14 protein-coding genes are annotated in these 14,576 nt (G+C 65.5%); 2 read left to right on the forward strand and 12 right to left on the reverse strand.

What is annotated here, in order from left to right:
* Nucleotide 1 precedes the first annotated feature (1 nt).
* Entirely contained in the window at nucleotides 2-808 is an 807-nt protein-coding gene (locus VHN57_RS19340) for an enoyl-CoA hydratase/isomerase family protein (RefSeq protein WP_278986126.1), read from the forward strand.
* Nucleotides 809-921: 113 nt separating this feature from the next.
* Here VHN57_RS19340 and VHN57_RS19345 read toward each other — a convergent pair whose 3' ends face one another.
* From VHN57_RS19345 to VHN57_RS19360, 4 genes are all read right to left on the reverse strand, one after another.
* Nucleotides 922-1,656 (reverse strand): TetR/AcrR family transcriptional regulator, encoded by a 735-nt coding sequence (locus tag VHN57_RS19345; RefSeq protein ID WP_010336464.1) that lies wholly within the window; start codon nucleotides 1,654-1,656, stop codon nucleotides 922-924.
* A gap of 31 nt (nucleotides 1,657-1,687) precedes the next feature.
* Nucleotides 1,688-3,157 carry an aldehyde dehydrogenase family protein gene (locus VHN57_RS19350; RefSeq protein WP_423284940.1) on the reverse strand — a complete coding sequence of 490 codons (1,470 nt, stop codon included), beginning with the start codon at nucleotides 3,155-3,157 and terminating at the stop codon, nucleotides 1,688-1,690.
* Nucleotides 3,158-3,208: 51 nt separating this feature from the next.
* The gene (locus tag VHN57_RS19355) at nucleotides 3,209-3,946 is read right to left on the reverse strand and encodes an SDR family oxidoreductase (RefSeq protein WP_423284942.1); all 738 of its coding nucleotides are present in this window, start codon (nucleotides 3,944-3,946) and stop codon (nucleotides 3,209-3,211) included.
* A 100-nt stretch (nucleotides 3,947-4,046) separates the two neighbouring features.
* The gene (locus tag VHN57_RS19360; RefSeq protein WP_214868883.1) at nucleotides 4,047-4,829 is read right to left on the reverse strand and encodes a hypothetical protein; all 783 of its coding nucleotides are present in this window, start codon (nucleotides 4,827-4,829) and stop codon (nucleotides 4,047-4,049) included.
* 185 nt (nucleotides 4,830-5,014) lie between these two features.
* Here VHN57_RS19360 and VHN57_RS19365 point away from each other — a divergent pair, with 185 nt between their 5' ends.
* The gene (locus VHN57_RS19365) at nucleotides 5,015-5,554 is read left to right on the forward strand and encodes a cupin domain-containing protein (protein ID WP_278986122.1); all 540 of its coding nucleotides are present in this window, start codon (nucleotides 5,015-5,017) and stop codon (nucleotides 5,552-5,554) included.
* 6 nt (nucleotides 5,555-5,560) lie between these two features.
* On the opposite strand, the gene VHN57_RS19370 is transcribed toward VHN57_RS19365, so the two are convergent.
* The 8 genes from VHN57_RS19370 to VHN57_RS19405 all read right to left on the reverse strand — a co-directional run bounded on the left by VHN57_RS19370 (nucleotide 5,561) and on the right by VHN57_RS19405 (nucleotide 14,465).
* Nucleotides 5,561-6,253 carry a CDP-alcohol phosphatidyltransferase family protein gene (locus VHN57_RS19370; RefSeq protein WP_017501849.1) on the reverse strand — a complete coding sequence of 231 codons (693 nt, stop codon included), beginning with the start codon at nucleotides 6,251-6,253 and terminating at the stop codon, nucleotides 5,561-5,563.
* 78 nt (nucleotides 6,254-6,331) lie between these two features.
* Entirely contained in the window at nucleotides 6,332-6,754 is a 423-nt protein-coding gene (locus VHN57_RS19375) for a nuclear transport factor 2 family protein (RefSeq protein WP_278986153.1), read from the reverse strand.
* The gene (locus VHN57_RS19380; protein ID WP_214868890.1) at nucleotides 6,754-7,515 is read right to left on the reverse strand and encodes an SDR family NAD(P)-dependent oxidoreductase; all 762 of its coding nucleotides are present in this window, start codon (nucleotides 7,513-7,515) and stop codon (nucleotides 6,754-6,756) included. The genes VHN57_RS19375 and VHN57_RS19380 overlap by 1 nt, the downstream gene beginning before the upstream one ends.
* A 27-nt stretch (nucleotides 7,516-7,542) precedes the next feature.
* Nucleotides 7,543-8,442: a sugar phosphate isomerase/epimerase family protein gene (locus tag VHN57_RS19385; protein WP_278986152.1), complete on the reverse strand. Its 900-nt coding sequence runs from the start codon at nucleotides 8,440-8,442 to the stop codon at nucleotides 7,543-7,545.
* Nucleotides 8,439-10,115, reverse strand: coding sequence for a class I adenylate-forming enzyme family protein (locus tag VHN57_RS19390; protein ID WP_423284946.1), 1,677 nt, complete (start codon nucleotides 10,113-10,115; stop codon nucleotides 8,439-8,441). The genes VHN57_RS19385 and VHN57_RS19390 overlap by 4 nt, the downstream gene beginning before the upstream one ends.
* Before the next feature lie 4 nt (nucleotides 10,116-10,119).
* The gene (gene acuI / locus VHN57_RS19395) at nucleotides 10,120-11,103 is read right to left on the reverse strand and encodes an acrylyl-CoA reductase (NADPH) (protein ID WP_278986150.1); all 984 of its coding nucleotides are present in this window, start codon (nucleotides 11,101-11,103) and stop codon (nucleotides 10,120-10,122) included.
* Nucleotides 11,104-11,145: 42 nt separating this feature from the next.
* On the reverse strand, nucleotides 11,146-11,826 hold the full coding sequence (locus VHN57_RS19400) for a TetR/AcrR family transcriptional regulator (protein ID WP_279731456.1): 681 nt from the start codon (nucleotides 11,824-11,826) through the stop codon (nucleotides 11,146-11,148).
* 209 nt (nucleotides 11,827-12,035) lie between these two features.
* The gene (locus VHN57_RS19405) at nucleotides 12,036-14,465 is read right to left on the reverse strand and encodes a TonB-dependent receptor (RefSeq protein ID WP_278986148.1); all 2,430 of its coding nucleotides are present in this window, start codon (nucleotides 14,463-14,465) and stop codon (nucleotides 12,036-12,038) included.
* Nucleotides 14,466-14,576: the final 111 nt, after the last annotated feature.

The raw sequence follows: 14,576 nt of genomic DNA on the forward strand, positions 1-14,576 counted from the left end.
CATGACGGACGACGCCCCCCATCTGCTGACGCAGGAACAGGATGGCATCCTCATCGCCACGCTGAACCGGCCGGACAAGCTCAATGCGCTATCGGCGGAGACGATGGCGCTGTTCGAGGCGGCGCTGATCCGCTTTCGCGACACGCCGGACCTGAAGGTGATGCTGATCCGATCGACCGGCCGCTATTTCTGTTCCGGCGCGGACATGAAGAGCGGCGGGTCGCCCAGGGAATATCCCCGCACGCCCAGCGGCATCCGCGAAAACCACCGGCTCCAGCTCAACGGGATGCAGCGCATCTATGACGAGATGGAGCATGTGGAAAAGCCGATCGTCTGCGCCATCCACGCCACCTGCGTCGGCGGGGGGCTGGAAATGGCGCTGTCCTGCGACTTCCGCCTGGCGGCCAAGTCGGCCGCCTTCTCCTTCCCCGAAGGACTGTTTGGCGTGCTGCCGGCCTCCAACGGGGTCAGCCGCCTGACCCGCATCTGCGGTCCGCACTGGGCGCGCTGGCTGATCATGGGCAACCAGAAGGCCGATGCCGACCGTGCGCTCATCATGGGCCTGGTGCATGACGTGATGCCCGACGAGGGCTTCGAGGACGTGGCGCTCGCCTTCTGCCGTCACCTCACCAAGCAGAATGGCGAGCAGATGGGTGCCGCCAAGATCGCGATCGAGCTGGCCGCCGAAGTCGGCCCGTCCATGGGGCGCCATGTCGAACGCATGGCCAACAGCGCACTGATGCTGAACCCGGCCTATCTGGAGGGGATGGAACGCTATCTGAAGGGCATTGGCGGCAAGAAGGATTGAGCGCCTTCATCTGTCCACACACTTATCCACAGCTTTTCCCACAGATAGGCGTGGGAAAAGCTGTGGATAACTTCTGTCGATAAGCCTGTGGATAAGTCGAACGCGCGCCGCTCTCAGGCGCGCGCGTCGCGCAGCATCGCGCGATAGTCGCGGATGCCCAGTTCCATCAGCCGCGCCTCGGCCCGCAGCAAATGGGTGCGCGCCAGCGGATGGGGCGAATGGAGGATATTCTGCAGCGCCATGTCGGTGGTGACGGTGACGACACGCTCCAGCCCGGTCATCAGCGCAGTGCCCATGCTGAACACCGGCGATCCGGCCTCTTCGCTGCCGCCATCCATCTGGTCGACCAGCAGCCGCATAACCGGCTGGGCGGCATGGACGCGATGCAGCATCATCCGCTCATTCTGGCGATCGGCCATATTGTTGCGCAGGTGGAGCAGGCGCGAGTGCTTGACCCAGAAGCCATGATAGGCGGTGACGAAGGCCAGCGCCTTCTCGCCCAGTTCCTCCTCGCTCCATCGGGTCCGCAGCAGGCCGACATAGTCGGCCTCGGCCGTGGCCATCACCGGCTCCAGCACGGCGAGCAGCAATTCGGTGAGGTCGGAGAAATAATTATAGAGCGACGTCATGCCGAGCGAGGCCTGGCGCGCGACCGCGCTCAGCGAGATTTCGACATCCACCGGCCCGGCCAGCAATTCATTGGTCGCCGCCAGGATGCGCTCGCGCGTGTCGCGCCCCTTGCGACCCAGGCGCTGGCCATTGAGATTATGGCTCAGCGCCTTGGTGGCCCGTCCCCGGCCCTTGGGTTCCGACGGCCCGTCCGCCGCAATCGATGCCTTTGCCGTCAAAACCCGTCCTATCCATGCCCCGTCGCGCGCCTCAGGCGGCGCGCCAGGCGATCAGCTTGGTTTCCAGGAACTCCTCGATCCCTTCGAGGCCCCATTCGCGGCCTACACCACTGGCCTTGTAGCCACCGAAAGGCAAGTCGCCGGCGATGCACATGCCGCCATTGACGCTGATCGATCCGCTGCGGATCTGCTTGGCGACATTGATCGCCCGGTCAAGATTGCCCGAACTGACGCCGCCCGACAGGCCATAGCTGCTTTCATTGGCGATGCGCACGGCATCGGCATCATCCTCGAACGGGATGACCACTAGCACCGGTCCGAAAATCTCTTCCTGGGCGATGCGCATGTCGTTGGTGACGTCGACGAAGCAGGTCGGCTCGATGAAATAACCGCCGCCCTTGTCCGGCCGCGCCTTGCCGCCGGCCAGCAGGGTCGCGCCCTCGGCCTGGCCGATATCGACATAGGACAGCACCCGCTCCATCTGCCGCTTGGAAATGACCGGCCCCATGATGTGCTGGGGATTGTCGAAATCGCCCCAATTGTCGCCGAAGCTGGCATAGGCATGCTTGAGGATCGCCTTCGCCTCCTCATAGCGGCTGCGCGGCACCAGCAGGCGCGAATGGACGGCACAGCCCTGGCCGGCATGGAAGACCAGCATGGTCTGGGCGACGTCCATCGCGAAATTGGCGGAATCGTCGAGCACGATCTTCGCCGACTTGCCGCCCAGTTCCAGGAAGACGCGCTTCAGCGTGGCGGCGCCCTGTTCCATGATGCGCTTGCCAACGCCCGTCGATCCGGTGAAGGAGACAAGGTCGACACGCGGATCGGTGACCAGCATCTCGCCGGCCAGTGCCGGGTCGCTGCCGAACACGACATTGATGACGCCGGCGGGGAAACCCGCCTCCGCCGCCAGTTCGCCGAAGATCGCGCCCATGCCCGGCGTGTTGGGTGCGGGCTTCAGGATCACGGTGCAGCCCGCCAGCAGCGCGGCCACGACCTTGCCGACATTCACATAGAGCGGCACGTTCCAGGGCGTGATCGCCGCAACCACGCCGACCGGCTCATAGACCGCCTTGCGCAGGCTTTCGAAGCCATAGCCGGTGCGGCCGCCATAATCCTTTTCCCATTTGAGCTGGGGAAAGACGGCGAGATAATCGTCCCAGCCGTCGAGTGCCATGTCGACATGGGCACGGCTGACCGCGCCCATGGCGGCGCCGGCCTCATGCCGGGCCAGATCCGACAGCCGTTCCTTGTTCGCCTGGAACAGGTCGCGCAGCTTCGTCACCAGCGCGACGCGCAGGTCGACATTGGTCGACCAGTCGGTGGTGTCGAAGGCGCGGCGGGCAGCGACGATCGCGGCCTCGACATCGGCGGGTGAGGCATCGGCGGCGGTGCCGACCGGCTCGCCGGTCCAGGGGCCGATCACGTCAAAGGTCTTGCCGCCTTCGGCACCGCGCAGCACGCCGTCGATATAGAGCTTGGCTTCGGGAAGAGTGGCCATGATCGCCTTCCTGTGGATAACTTCTGTGGATGTTGTGGATAAGTCGCCCGGTCAGCGCTTGCGCGCGCTCAGGGCGACCGATCCGATGTGCAGGTCCGCCGGCATGTCGAGCACGGCGCGGAAGACGTCGGTGACCGAATTATAATGGCTGATGCCGCGCTCGCGCAGGTTGAGGCCGACCTTGGCATTTTCCTGGGCGAAGCGGATCGCGACATCCATCGGCCAGCTGCTGCCGGTCTTGGTCTCGTCCATCATCATGCCAGCCTGGACCACGGTGACGCGCACGCCCTCGGGCTCCAGTTCGCGCGCCCACATGTCCGACATCAGTTCCAACCCCGCCTTGCCGCCGGCATAAAGCCACAGCATCGGCATTTTCAGCGGCACGGATTCGCTGGTGACATTGATGATATGGCCGCCCCCGCGCAGCAGCGGCAGCGCCTCCCGCGCGCAATGGATCGGGCCGGCGACATTGGTGGCGAGCGATGCTGCGATCTGCTCGTCGCGCACTTCGGCCAGGGTGAAGGGTTCGTAGATCGCGGCATTGTTGATCAGCACGTCGATCCTGGAATGACGCTGCGCGATCGTGGCAAAGGCGGCGCGGACGGAATCGGGATTGCCGACATCGCATGCCAACGCGAAATGGGGTTCGCCCAGTTCCTGCGCGACCGCCTCGACCTTCGACAGGGTGCGGCCCAGCAGGATGACGGTTTCGCCATCGCGCGCGAACCGCCGCGCCAATGCGCGTCCCAGCCCGTCGCCCGCACCGGTAATGACGATGACCTTGCTCACCTCTCGCTCCACCTGTTCTTGTGCTGTTGGCATTTACTTGCGCATGTCGTCCGCGGCGCGGCAAGATGGCGCCGCATCGCGCGCGCGATAGTTGGGAAATTCAGCCCGCCGGCCGCGCGAAATCGGCCGGATAGACGGACAGGTCGCCATCATAGGCGATGCCGCCGGGCCAGAAGCGGGCGCCGCTGACCCTGGCGAAATAATGGACCGTGCGGGCGAAGGAGCCGGCCGAGGAGCGCGGCTGGAAGGCGACGCCGCTGGGGCTGACGCCGCGCGCGCGGGCGCTGAAATCCTTGACCGTGAACAGCAGGTCGTCGGTCTGCTGGGCGCAGAAGACCAGGTCGCTGCCGGGGCAATAGCGCCGTGGCTCGACCTGCAGCGGCGACAGGCGGCCGCGCTTCATAGCCACCTTGCCCGGCACGCGGGTCACTTCGGGGCCATGGACCGTGTCATACCAGTGATGATATTCCGCCTCCCGCCCGGCGACGAAATTGGCGAGGATGATCGAGACCCCGGAAAAGGGCTGGTCGGGCTGGTGATTGGGGCTGGCGACCCAGTCCGAATACATCGCATAGCTGTGGATGCGCTCGCTCTCGTCGCTGTCGTCGATCAGCCCCGCGTCGCGCACATCGGCCAGCAGCGGCGCGAGCGCGGGCAGGTCGATCTCCGGCGCGGCATAGTCGAACTCATAGACCGACAGGAAGCGCCAGGGCTGGGGAATGTCGGGCATGATCTGCTGCGGCGTGACTTCATAGCGATCGGCCGACCGAAAGCCGCGCAGCCGGGCCAGATCCTGCTGATGCGCGCCGTCGAACCAGCGGGCATAATCCTCCGCCCGGCCGGCCGCGACATTGTGCAGATGGATGGTGGTGTACAGGCTCATTCCTCGTCCCCGGCTGCCCGGCCGGCTGGTCCCGACCCTGTGTGCGGCGGCAATCCAGCATGGATGCCCCGCACATGCCAGAGCCGCCGGCCAATGATCGCCGGGGCATTGAGAGGCGGGCGCGAATTGACCCTGTCGGCAGCGCTCCCCATCCTGGCGCGGCAATCATGCCGGAAGGACGCGTGATGACCGACCCCGTAGCCGCGCCCCGCTTCGCCCTGTTCCGCGCGAAGGACGCGACCGATTTCGAGGAAAGCGGCCTGATGGCGACGGTGCCGCCGACGCCGATCGAGATGGCAGGATCGATCGCCGCGGTCGAGGCCGGCATGCTGGAAGGCACGCGAGTGAAGCTGCTCTTTTCCATGCCGGGCCTCAGCCTCACCCATGCCTGGTTCCGCAGCGGCTTCCCGCTGCCCCGCCACAGCCATGATGTCGACTGCCTCTATTTCATCCTCGCCGGATCATTGCGCATCGGCACGGAGGAACTGGGCGCGGGCGACGGCTTCTTCGTCGGCGCCAACGTCCCCTACACCTATGTGCCCGGCGACCAGGGCGTCGAGGTGCTGGAATTTCGCGGTTCCGACAGCTTCGACATCAAAATGCTCGCCAACAACCGCGCCTATTGGGACCGGGCGGTGGCGCAGGTCACGGCGCAGCGCGCCCATTGGACAGGCGAGACGCCGCCGTCGGGCCTGTCCTTCGGACCCGAAGCCGGCGGCGGATAGCGGCGATCAGCCCCGGCCGTTTGCCGCCTCATGCGCGGCCAGGCGTCGCCCGGTCACCAGCGTCTGGCCGACGAACAGGATGATCAGGATCACCCCGACCGTGCCGACGAAGATGTCGAAGCCGGACCAGCGCCCGAACAGGCCGGGCTTGTCGCCCAGCACCATCATCATCACCGTCAGCGCGATCAGCATCAGCCGCAATTCGGTCGGGCCGGCCGACAGATAGGAGAGCTTGAACTCCCCCAGCACGCGGGCGGAGAGATAGGCGTGGATCGACAGCAGCAGATAGCCGGCGAGCGCCACCAGGGCGACATCCATGGTGACATAGGGGCTGAGGCCGATGCCGGCGAGGATCAGCAAGGTCACCAGTCCATCGCAGCTATGGTCGATGAAATAGCCATAGGAGGGCCGTTCGATCCGGCGGTAGCGCGCCAGGCTGCCATCCATGGAATCGCCGAACCACTGGATGACATAGCCCAGGATCGCGAGCAGCAGCCAGGATGCACCGACATTGCTGGCGGTATAACCGATGAAGGTCATCAGCGCGCCGATCAGCCCCAGCAGGGTCAAAAGGTCCGGCGTGACCTGTCGCGGCATATGCGCGCACAGCCAGGTGAGAAGCTGGCGTTCGGAGCGTGCCAGGAAATTTTGCTGGATGCGGTCCAGCGTCGTGGCCGCATCATGTCTTTGATCTGTCATGATCCCTTATCGAGGAGATATGTGGCGCGGACAAGGCAACGTCCCCCACGCATGACGACAGGGTGCCCGCCTTCCCGTTCAGGCCGGTGGCGCCTTCATGTCGATCGCCAGTCGGGTGAGGCGGGATCGGGCGATCCGCCATTGGCCCTCTTCCCGGCGATATTGTTCATGATAATGGCCATGGCCGATCAGGCTGCGGCCATCGGGCCAGACCAGATGGTCCTGCATCGCCCAGATGGCGGTCGCGTCATCGCCGTCTATGGCGATTTCGGGCGAATGGACATGGTGGACGGTGCGCGCCGCGTCGATCGAGCCGCGGACGCTGGCGATCGCGACATCGCGCCCCTCCAGCAACGGCCCGCCCGATCCGGTCGCGTCGAGCCGGAAGTCAGGCGTGAACAGCGCGGCGAATCCATCCCAATCCTTGGTATCGAGCAGGCGGCAATAGCGCGCCTTCACATTGGCGATGGCCAGCCAGTCGGCGAAATCGGGCGCGGCCATCAGAAACGGAAACCGCGCATCTGGTTGCCGCCGTCGCACAATATCACCTGATTGTTGATGAAGCTGCCCTCGTCGGAGGCGAGGAACAGGCCGAGATTGGCGATATCCTCGGCCGTGCCCTGGCGCTTGACCGACTGCATGCCCTTCAGCCGTTCCCAATTGTCGGCAGCGACGCCGTCCTGCGCCGCCTCGGTCGCCATCAGGCCCGGCGCGATGCCGACGCAGCGTATCTCGTCCTGGCCGAACTGCATCGCCATCGCATGGGTGAAGATGTTGAGCGCGGCCTTGGTGATGCCATAGGCGGTGGCCGGGTTATAGCTGGCCATCGACGACTTGTTGATGATGACGCCCTTCGCCTTCGCCAATGCCGGCCGCAATGCTTCGGCCAGCAGCAGCGGGCCGATGGTGTTGACCGCGAAATAATGCTGCCACTTGGCCTGGCCCAGGCCGAAGAAGCCGCGCGCAATCTCGCCCAGATGCAGGCCGGCATTGTTGATCAGCACGTCGAGCCGGTCATGGGCGACCAGCACATCGGCGGCGAAGGCCTGGATATCGGCTTCATCGCTCATGTCGACGCGATGGACGGTGGCAGTCGCGCCAAGCTGTTCGACCAGCGCCTTGCTCTCGGCCAGCCCCGCTTCGTTGATGTCGGCCAGGATCAGATGCGCGCCCTCGCCGCCAAAGGCGAGCGCATAAGCGCGCCCCAGCCCCGCCGCGCCGCCCGTCACCAGCACGGTCTTGCCCGCGAAACGTCCCGCCATCCTCTGCCTCCTATTCTGGTTGAAACCCTATCGCCCGCGCAGACAGGCCATGGCGGCGCGTGCCGCCGCCAGCCCATCCTCGGGATTGTCGACCTCGACATAGCCGGTCGCGCGGGTCAGCCGGGCGATCCGCGGCATCAGCGCGGCATAGTCCATCTCGCCACTGCCGGGCGTGACCGCATGGTCGGTGATCGCCGTACCATGGTTCCGGTCGATGTCCTTGAGATGCATCGACACCACGCGCGGTCCCAGCGCCGCCAGCAGATCGAGCGGCGCCACGCCAGCATACCAGGCCCAGGCCAGATCGACTTCGAACGAGAGCAGGTCCGGCGCGATCCGGCTGGCCATCAGGTCGAGCGGCCGGTCGCCGTCGATCGGCATCAGATCATACCAGTGATTATGATAGGCGAGCGTCAGGCCGGCCGCCTTCGCCTTTTCCCCCAGCGCCGCAAGCTGCGGGATATAGGCGTCGAGCGCGGCGCGGGTCGTCTGGCCCAGGGTGCGGCTGGCGATGAAGATCGGCGCAGTGGTCAGCGCAACGATGCGTGCGCCGATCGCCGCCGCCTGATCAAGCTGCCGGTCATAGTCCGCGCCGCGCACGCCGAGCCGGACCACGCCCATCGTCATGCCGGCATCGCGCACCATGCGGGCCTTGTCCTGTGGCGTGGGTTCGGACGGGTCATTGGCGACATAGGAAGCGAGGCGGAAGCCGAACCAGCCATAGCCCATTGCCGCCACGGCGCGCAGCGTGCCGGCATAGTCGCGCGCCAGTTCCTTGCGCACGGTCGTGTCGGCCAGGCCCAGCGTCGATGCGCCGCGTCTCGCCGCCGCCTGGCGCGGCAGCACCAAGGCCGCGCCACCGCCCAGCAGCAGCGACCGGCGACCAAGGCATTGCGGCGCCCGCAAGTGCCCGGCCGGATCGGTCACGCCGCCTCGACCTCCAGCCGCTTAACCACCAGCGCCTTGAGGTCCGCAGTCTTGATCTTGGCGCTGCCGGTCAGCTCCAGATCGCTTTCGGCAAAGAAGAGGACGCGGCGAGGCACCTTGAAGCTGGCCAGTTGCTCCTTGGCGAAGCCGCGAATGCGCTCCTCGTCCAGCGTCGCATCCGCATGCGGGACGATGCAGGTGACCACCAGTTCGCCCAGCGTCTCATGCGGGACGCCCACGGTCTGGGTCACCTTCACCCCCGGACAGGTCTTGATGACGCTGTCGATCTCGATCGGCGAGACGTTGGCGCCGCCGGTCTTGATGATGTCGTTGAGCCGCCCTTCCCAGTGCAGCCGCCCTTCCGTGTCGAACCAGCCGCCGTCGCCGGTGCGGAAGAACCCCTCGCCATCGACCGAATCATCGAGCGGGATGCCGACATAGCCCAGCATCAAGGTCGGTCCCTTGACCGCGATCTCGCCCCGTTCACCGAGCGGCACGACCGCGCCGGTCAGCGGATCGACGATCTTGAAGATATTGCCGGGCAGCGGCGCGCCATGGCTACCGGCGATCCGTTCCTCGGGCGTGCCGGACGGAAAGATCGAGCTGATCGTGAAGGTTTCGGTATTGCCATAGGCAGCCATCGGCTCCTGCCAGTCGGTGCTGACGGTCGGATGGCGGCCGAGCGGATTGGCCGGATTGACATAATAGAGCGAAGACAGGTCGACATCACCCCAATTGGGTGCGGCTTCCAGCTGCGCCCATTGATGCGGCCAGGCAAAGGCCATGGTCGCCTTTTCCGCTTCCATCAGGCTCAGGGCTTCCGCCGGCTGGAAGGTCTGTTGCAGGATCAGGCTGCCGCCGCCGGTCAGCGCGCCGCCGATCGCCATGCAGAAATTGCCCGACCAGAAAAAGCCATTGGCCGACCAGGCGCGGGCATCGGGCTTGGCTTGCAGGAAGCGTTTCCAGCGCCAGAGCTGCAGGGTCGGGCCGCGATGGGCGCTGATGATGCCCTTGGGCTTGGCGGTGGAGCCGGAGGAGAAGAAGAGCACGCCCGGATCGGCCGGCATGACGGTGGCGGCAGCGGCATCGACCAGCGCCTGATCGACCGCGTCACCGCGCGCGAGGAAGTCGCTCCAGCCCTCGATCCGGCCCATCGCCCCGTCGACGGCGGCAAGATGGCGCAGGAAGGGGAAGCGGGTGGAGACGAGCCGGCCGTCGCCCGCGACGCCGATCGCCGGTTCCAGATCGGCGAGGATCGCCCCGAAATCCTTCTTCAGCACCGCGCGTTCGAGCAATAGCACGGAGCAGGCCGAGGACTGGACCAGATGGTCGAGTTCGGCCGGGGTCGAGAAGGTGCTGAGCGTGGCGGCGACGCCACCGGCGAGTGCCACGCCGAACACGGCCGAGAGAAATTCCGGCCGGTTGGTCATCAGCACGCCGACGCGCGTGCCCTTGCCCACGCCACAGGCGACGAGCGACCGGGCGACCGCATTGGCCTGCGCCCACAGATCGTCATGGCTCCAGCGGACCACGCCATCGGGCCCGTGGAAGACCAGCGCCTCCCGCCCGGCATGGGCCTGCGTGACCTCACGCAGCCAGCCGCCGAGCGTCAGCGTGCCAAGGCCCTCCTCTTCCGACAGAGGCGGGCCGGCGACGATCGAGAGCGCAGCCATCGGCTTAGCGGTTGACGTCGACGATGACGCGGCCGCGCACCTTGCCGGCGAGCAGGTCGGCGGCGACGCCGATCGCATCGCCGAGCGAGATTTCTTGCGCGATCACCTCCAGCAGCGCCGGATCGAGATCCCGCGCCAGCCGCGCCCAGGCGGCGAGGCGCACGGGCTTGGGCGCCATCACGCTGTCGACGCCGAGCAGGCGCACGCCGCGCAGGATGAAGGGCATGACGGTCGCCGGGAAATCGGCGCCCTGGGCGAGGCCGCAGGCAGCGACCGCACCGCCATAGCGGGTCTGGGCGCAGGCATTGGCGAGGGTGAAGCTGCCGACCGAGTCGACCACGCCGGCCCAGCGCTCCTTCTGCAGCGGCTTGCCCTTTTCCGACAGTTCGGCGCGGTCGATCACGCCGTCGGCACCCAGCGTCTTGAGATAGTCGCCCTCGGCCGACTTGCCGGTCGAGCCGATCACGGTGAAGCCCGCCTTCTTGAGCAAAGCGACCGCGACGCTGCCGACGCCGCCGGTGGCGCCGGTGACGAGGATTTCGCCCTGATCGGGGGCCACGCCGGCCTTCACCAGCGCCTCGACGCAGAGCGCCGCGGTATAGCCGGCCGTGCCGATCGCCATCGCCTGGCTGGGCGTGAAGGCGCTGGGCAGCGGCACCAGCCAGTCACCCTTCAGCCGGGCGACCTGGGAGAGGCCGCCCCAATGGCCCTCGCCCACGCCCCAGCCGTTCAGCACCACCTTGTCACCGGCCTTCCAGTCGCCATGGTCGGAACTGCGGACGGTGCCGACCAGATCGATGCCGGGCACCATCGGGAATTTGCGCACCACCGGCGAGGCACCGGTGATCGCCAGGCCATCCTTGTAGTTCAGGGTCGAATAATCGACGTCGATGGTCACATCGCCCTCGGGCAGCTGCGCCTCATCGACCTGGGCGAGCGACACGCTCTGCTTGTCGTCGGTCTTTTCGATCAGGATGGCGGAAAACATGCGGTCGGTCCTTCTTGAAGAGAGAAAGGGAAGTCGGGCAGCCTATCCCTGGGCAACCCTGGGGAGCGGCGCGAGCGGACGGCCGAGCCGCTCGGCAATGTCGGGGAATTTGTCGCTGCGCATCGATCCGAACATGCACAGGCGCAGGCATTCCTGGGCGAGGCGACGGCCAAGGGCCCGCCGTTCCCCCTCTTCGCGGGCATGGCTGCGCGCCCAGATCGGCCAGAGAAAGGCACCGGCCAGCATCAGCACCGACAGGACTTCGGCATCGACGCCGTCTTCGGCGAGATCGCTGTTGGCGAAGCGCTGGAGCGAACCTTCATATTCGCGCCAGAAGGGATCCCCCATCGGATCGGGCGAGGCCAGCAATTGCAGCAGCCAGATGCGGCACAGCTCGGGATTGTCCATCGCGAACAAAGCCAGCCGGTCGGTGGTGTCGGCAATGTCGACTTCCTCGACCCGGCGCTCGCCGATCGTCTCGGGATCGCCGAAGACCGAACGGAACATGCGTTCCGACACCCAGTCCGCAGTCGCCTCGATCAGCTTCTCGCGGGTTTCGAAATGCTGATAGGCGGTGCCGCGATTGACGCCGGCAAGATGGGCGACTTCCGACAGGCTGACGCCATCCGGCCCATCCTTGGCCAACAGCGCACGGGCGGCTTCCAATATGGCTTCACGGGTCGCCACGGGATCGCGGGCGCGCCTTTTCCGAATGTCCGTCATGCTGCCTCACCTAGGTTGATCGTTCAGAGCCTATAATGATCAGCCCTGTTGATCGGCTCCATCCCTGCCCGCTCCGGGGCCAGAGTCAATCGCTGCGGCCCGGCGCCCGCGCCCTCATCGCTCCCGCGAAGACCATGGCCCCAAACGCCGATCGGCCGGGCAACCCCTGGGGCTGCCCGGCCGATCGTCTGGCCCTTGGCGCGGATGGATCAGCGCGAACCGAAGGCGAAGCGCAGATTGACGCCGAATTCGCGCGGCGGGGTGACCGTGGCACCGGTATAGGTGCTGGTATAGGTCGCCGCTGCGGTGGTTGCGCCGGTCGCGGTGAAGCCGGTGATCTGCTGATAGCCGGTGAAGAGCGGGGTGGTCCGCGTCAGCACCTTGGTCGTGTCGAACAGATTCTTGGCGAACAGCGAGATTTCCCAGCCGCCATCGGGATCGCGGATACCGGCATAGAGATTGACCAGCGCATAGGCGCTGACATCGTCATAATTATTGCCCGGATCGCCCTTCGACTTGCCGTTATAATTGACGAGGCCACGGATGAAGCCGTCGGTCTTGCCCGAAATGCTGGTGTGGAACTCGCTCTGCAGCGTGGCGGTGATCGGCGGCAGGAAGGCCGCGCGCTGGTTCACCTGACAAGCCGAGAGATTGTCGGCGCCGACCGCACCCTGCAGTTCCGCCAGGCTGGGCGCATTGCCGACCGGATCGGGGATGCCATCGCCGTTCAGGTCGTTGCACGGGATGGTGCCGTTCTTGATCTTGCCGAGCGAATAGCTGCCGGTCAGGTTGACGTTCCAGCTGCGGGTGATGTCGAAGCCCAGTTCGCTTTCCACGCCGTTCACCTCGACCGGGACGGCGCCCACGAAGTTGAACGAGCCGACCTGCTGCGCGGTGCCGGTCACCTGCCCGGCCGCATTGCGGACGGCGACGGTGTTCACATAATAAACGCCGTTGTTGGGCACGCGATAGGGGAAGTTCTTGTACTTCTGGTGATAGGCGGTGACGTTGAAGCGCATCCGCCCGCCCATCAGCGTGCTCTTGAAGCCCAGCTCATAGGATTTGGAGGTTTCGGGCGGCAGGTCGAGGAAGGAGCGCTCCAGCGCCGACGGCGCGATGTTGAAGTCGCCGACCACGTTGATGCCCGGACGGAAGGAGCTGCCGGTGGCGGCATAGACCAGGAAGTCCGGCGTGAAATTATGCTTGATCGACGCGCTGTAGATCAGCTTGTCGGTATCCTGCGAGTCCGCGGCGATGGTGTTGCCGTTGACCGCCAGATAGTTGTTCGACTTGTACTTGATCTGGCGCAGGCCGCCCGACAATTCGGTTGCCTCGCCGAAATGGGCGGTCAGGTTGCCGAAGAAGGACTGTTCGTGCGACTTGCCGGTGCGGTCGATCTCGGTCTGCACGACCGAGGCGATGCCGCCGCCAAAGGCCGCAGGGAGGCGCACGATCGTCGGCGAGGTCAGGTGCGTCGGCGGGTTGAGCCGGTCGTCGAAGAAGCCGATGACATAGTCGAACATGTCGAAGACACGCTCTTCATTCTGCAACCGGATTTCATGCGAGGTTTCCTTGGCCACCGTGTCGGTGACCTGGTTGACGTCGCGGCCGATGAAGAAATTGCCATCGTCGACATTGTCGGTCGAATGGAATTTCTGCTTGGTATACATACCCTGATAGATCAGGCGCTGGCCGGCAAAGGCCAGTTCCGACCGCCAATTGAAGATGTCGAAGCGCTGGTTGATGATGCGCGGCTGTTCCTGGATCGACAGGCGATCCTTGGCCGTGATCAGCACCGGGCTGGGCGTGGCGTCGGGATTGGCTTCGCTGAAGGAAATCGCCTGGTCATAGGTCCGCGCATCGCGGTCCATATATTGATAGGTGCCCTCCAGCTTCAGCCAGTCGGTCGGCTCGATCGTGCCGACGATGCGCGTGCTCTTGGTGCGCGACCAGGGGCTCGGTCCGCCGCTGATCGGGCGAACGCGATCGGCATCATCCTCGTTCCAGACGCCCGACACGCGGATGCCGGCGATCCCTTCGATGATCGGCAGGTTGAGCCCGCCCTTGAAGTTGAGCGTGCCGATATCGTTGCCGGTCCAGTCGATGAAACCGCCAAACTGGTTGAGGTCGGGCTTGCGCGTGGTGATGGTGATCGAACCCGACGGCGAGGCGCGGCCGCGCAGCGTGCCCTGCGGCCCGCGCTGCACTTCGATCTGGCCGATGTCGTACATCTGCTGCAACACGGCGCCCGGCGAGAGCGGCGCGTCGTTGAAGTAGAATTGGATGGTGCCGCTGTTGCCGCTGGCATTGGCGTCGAAATTCACGCCGCGCAGGCGCGCATTGCCGCCGATGCCATTGGCATTGTTGGTCAGTTCAAGGCCCGGCGCCAGCGCCTGGACCTCGTTGAAGGTGCGGATGTTGAGGTTGCCGATCGCCTGTTCGGTGACCGCGTTGACCACGGCAGGCACGTCCTGAATGTCTTCGCCGCGACGACGCGCCTCGACGATGATGATCTGGGCGTCGAAACCAGTGTTGCTGGTTGCAGCCTGCTCCTCGGGCGCCTGGGCAAGAGCTGGCGTCGCGATGGTGAGTGCCGCGACACTCGCGCCGATCAAATAATAGGCCGACATGCGATTCATAAGTGAAGCCTCCCCAAATAAACATCATGTTGACTATTGAGTCACCATTGATGCAGTGATCTTTTTTGCTTTGGTTGATTCTCGTTATGCCTGATATTGGCGGCCCGAGAA

The organism is Sphingobium salicis subsp. salicis (genome assembly GCF_049472635.1).
In the GTDB taxonomy this organism is placed as follows: domain Bacteria; phylum Pseudomonadota; class Alphaproteobacteria; order Sphingomonadales; family Sphingomonadaceae; genus Sphingobium; species Sphingobium yanoikuyae_A.

Excerpts from the sequence above, each read along its gene's own strand:
- acuI (WP_278986150.1), bottom strand. The coding sequence starts at position 11,103 with ATGTTTTCCGCCATCCTGATCGAAAAGACCGACGACAAGCAGAGCGTG.
- VHN57_RS19375 (WP_278986153.1), bottom strand. The coding sequence starts at position 6,754 with ATGGCCGCGCCCGATTTCGCCGACTGGCTGGCCATCGCCAATGTGAAG.
- VHN57_RS19360 (WP_214868883.1), bottom strand. The coding sequence starts at position 4,829 with ATGAGCCTGTACACCACCATCCATCTGCACAATGTCGCGGCCGGCCGG.
- VHN57_RS19365 (WP_278986122.1), top strand. The coding sequence starts at position 5,015 with ATGACCGACCCCGTAGCCGCGCCCCGCTTCGCCCTGTTCCGCGCGAAG.
- VHN57_RS19350 (WP_423284940.1), bottom strand. The coding sequence starts at position 3,157 with ATGGCCACTCTTCCCGAAGCCAAGCTCTATATCGACGGCGTGCTGCGC.
- VHN57_RS19400 (WP_279731456.1), bottom strand. The coding sequence starts at position 11,826 with ATGACGGACATTCGGAAAAGGCGCGCCCGCGATCCCGTGGCGACCCGT.
- VHN57_RS19380 (WP_214868890.1), bottom strand. The coding sequence starts at position 7,515 with ATGGCGGGACGTTTCGCGGGCAAGACCGTGCTGGTGACGGGCGGCGCG.
- VHN57_RS19370 (WP_017501849.1), bottom strand. The coding sequence starts at position 6,253 with ATGACAGATCAAAGACATGATGCGGCCACGACGCTGGACCGCATCCAG.
- VHN57_RS19390 (WP_423284946.1), bottom strand. The coding sequence starts at position 10,115 with ATGGCTGCGCTCTCGATCGTCGCCGGCCCGCCTCTGTCGGAAGAGGAG.
- VHN57_RS19405 (WP_278986148.1), bottom strand. The coding sequence starts at position 14,465 with ATGAATCGCATGTCGGCCTATTATTTGATCGGCGCGAGTGTCGCGGCA.
- VHN57_RS19340 (WP_278986126.1), top strand. The coding sequence starts at position 2 with ATGACGGACGACGCCCCCCATCTGCTGACGCAGGAACAGGATGGCATC.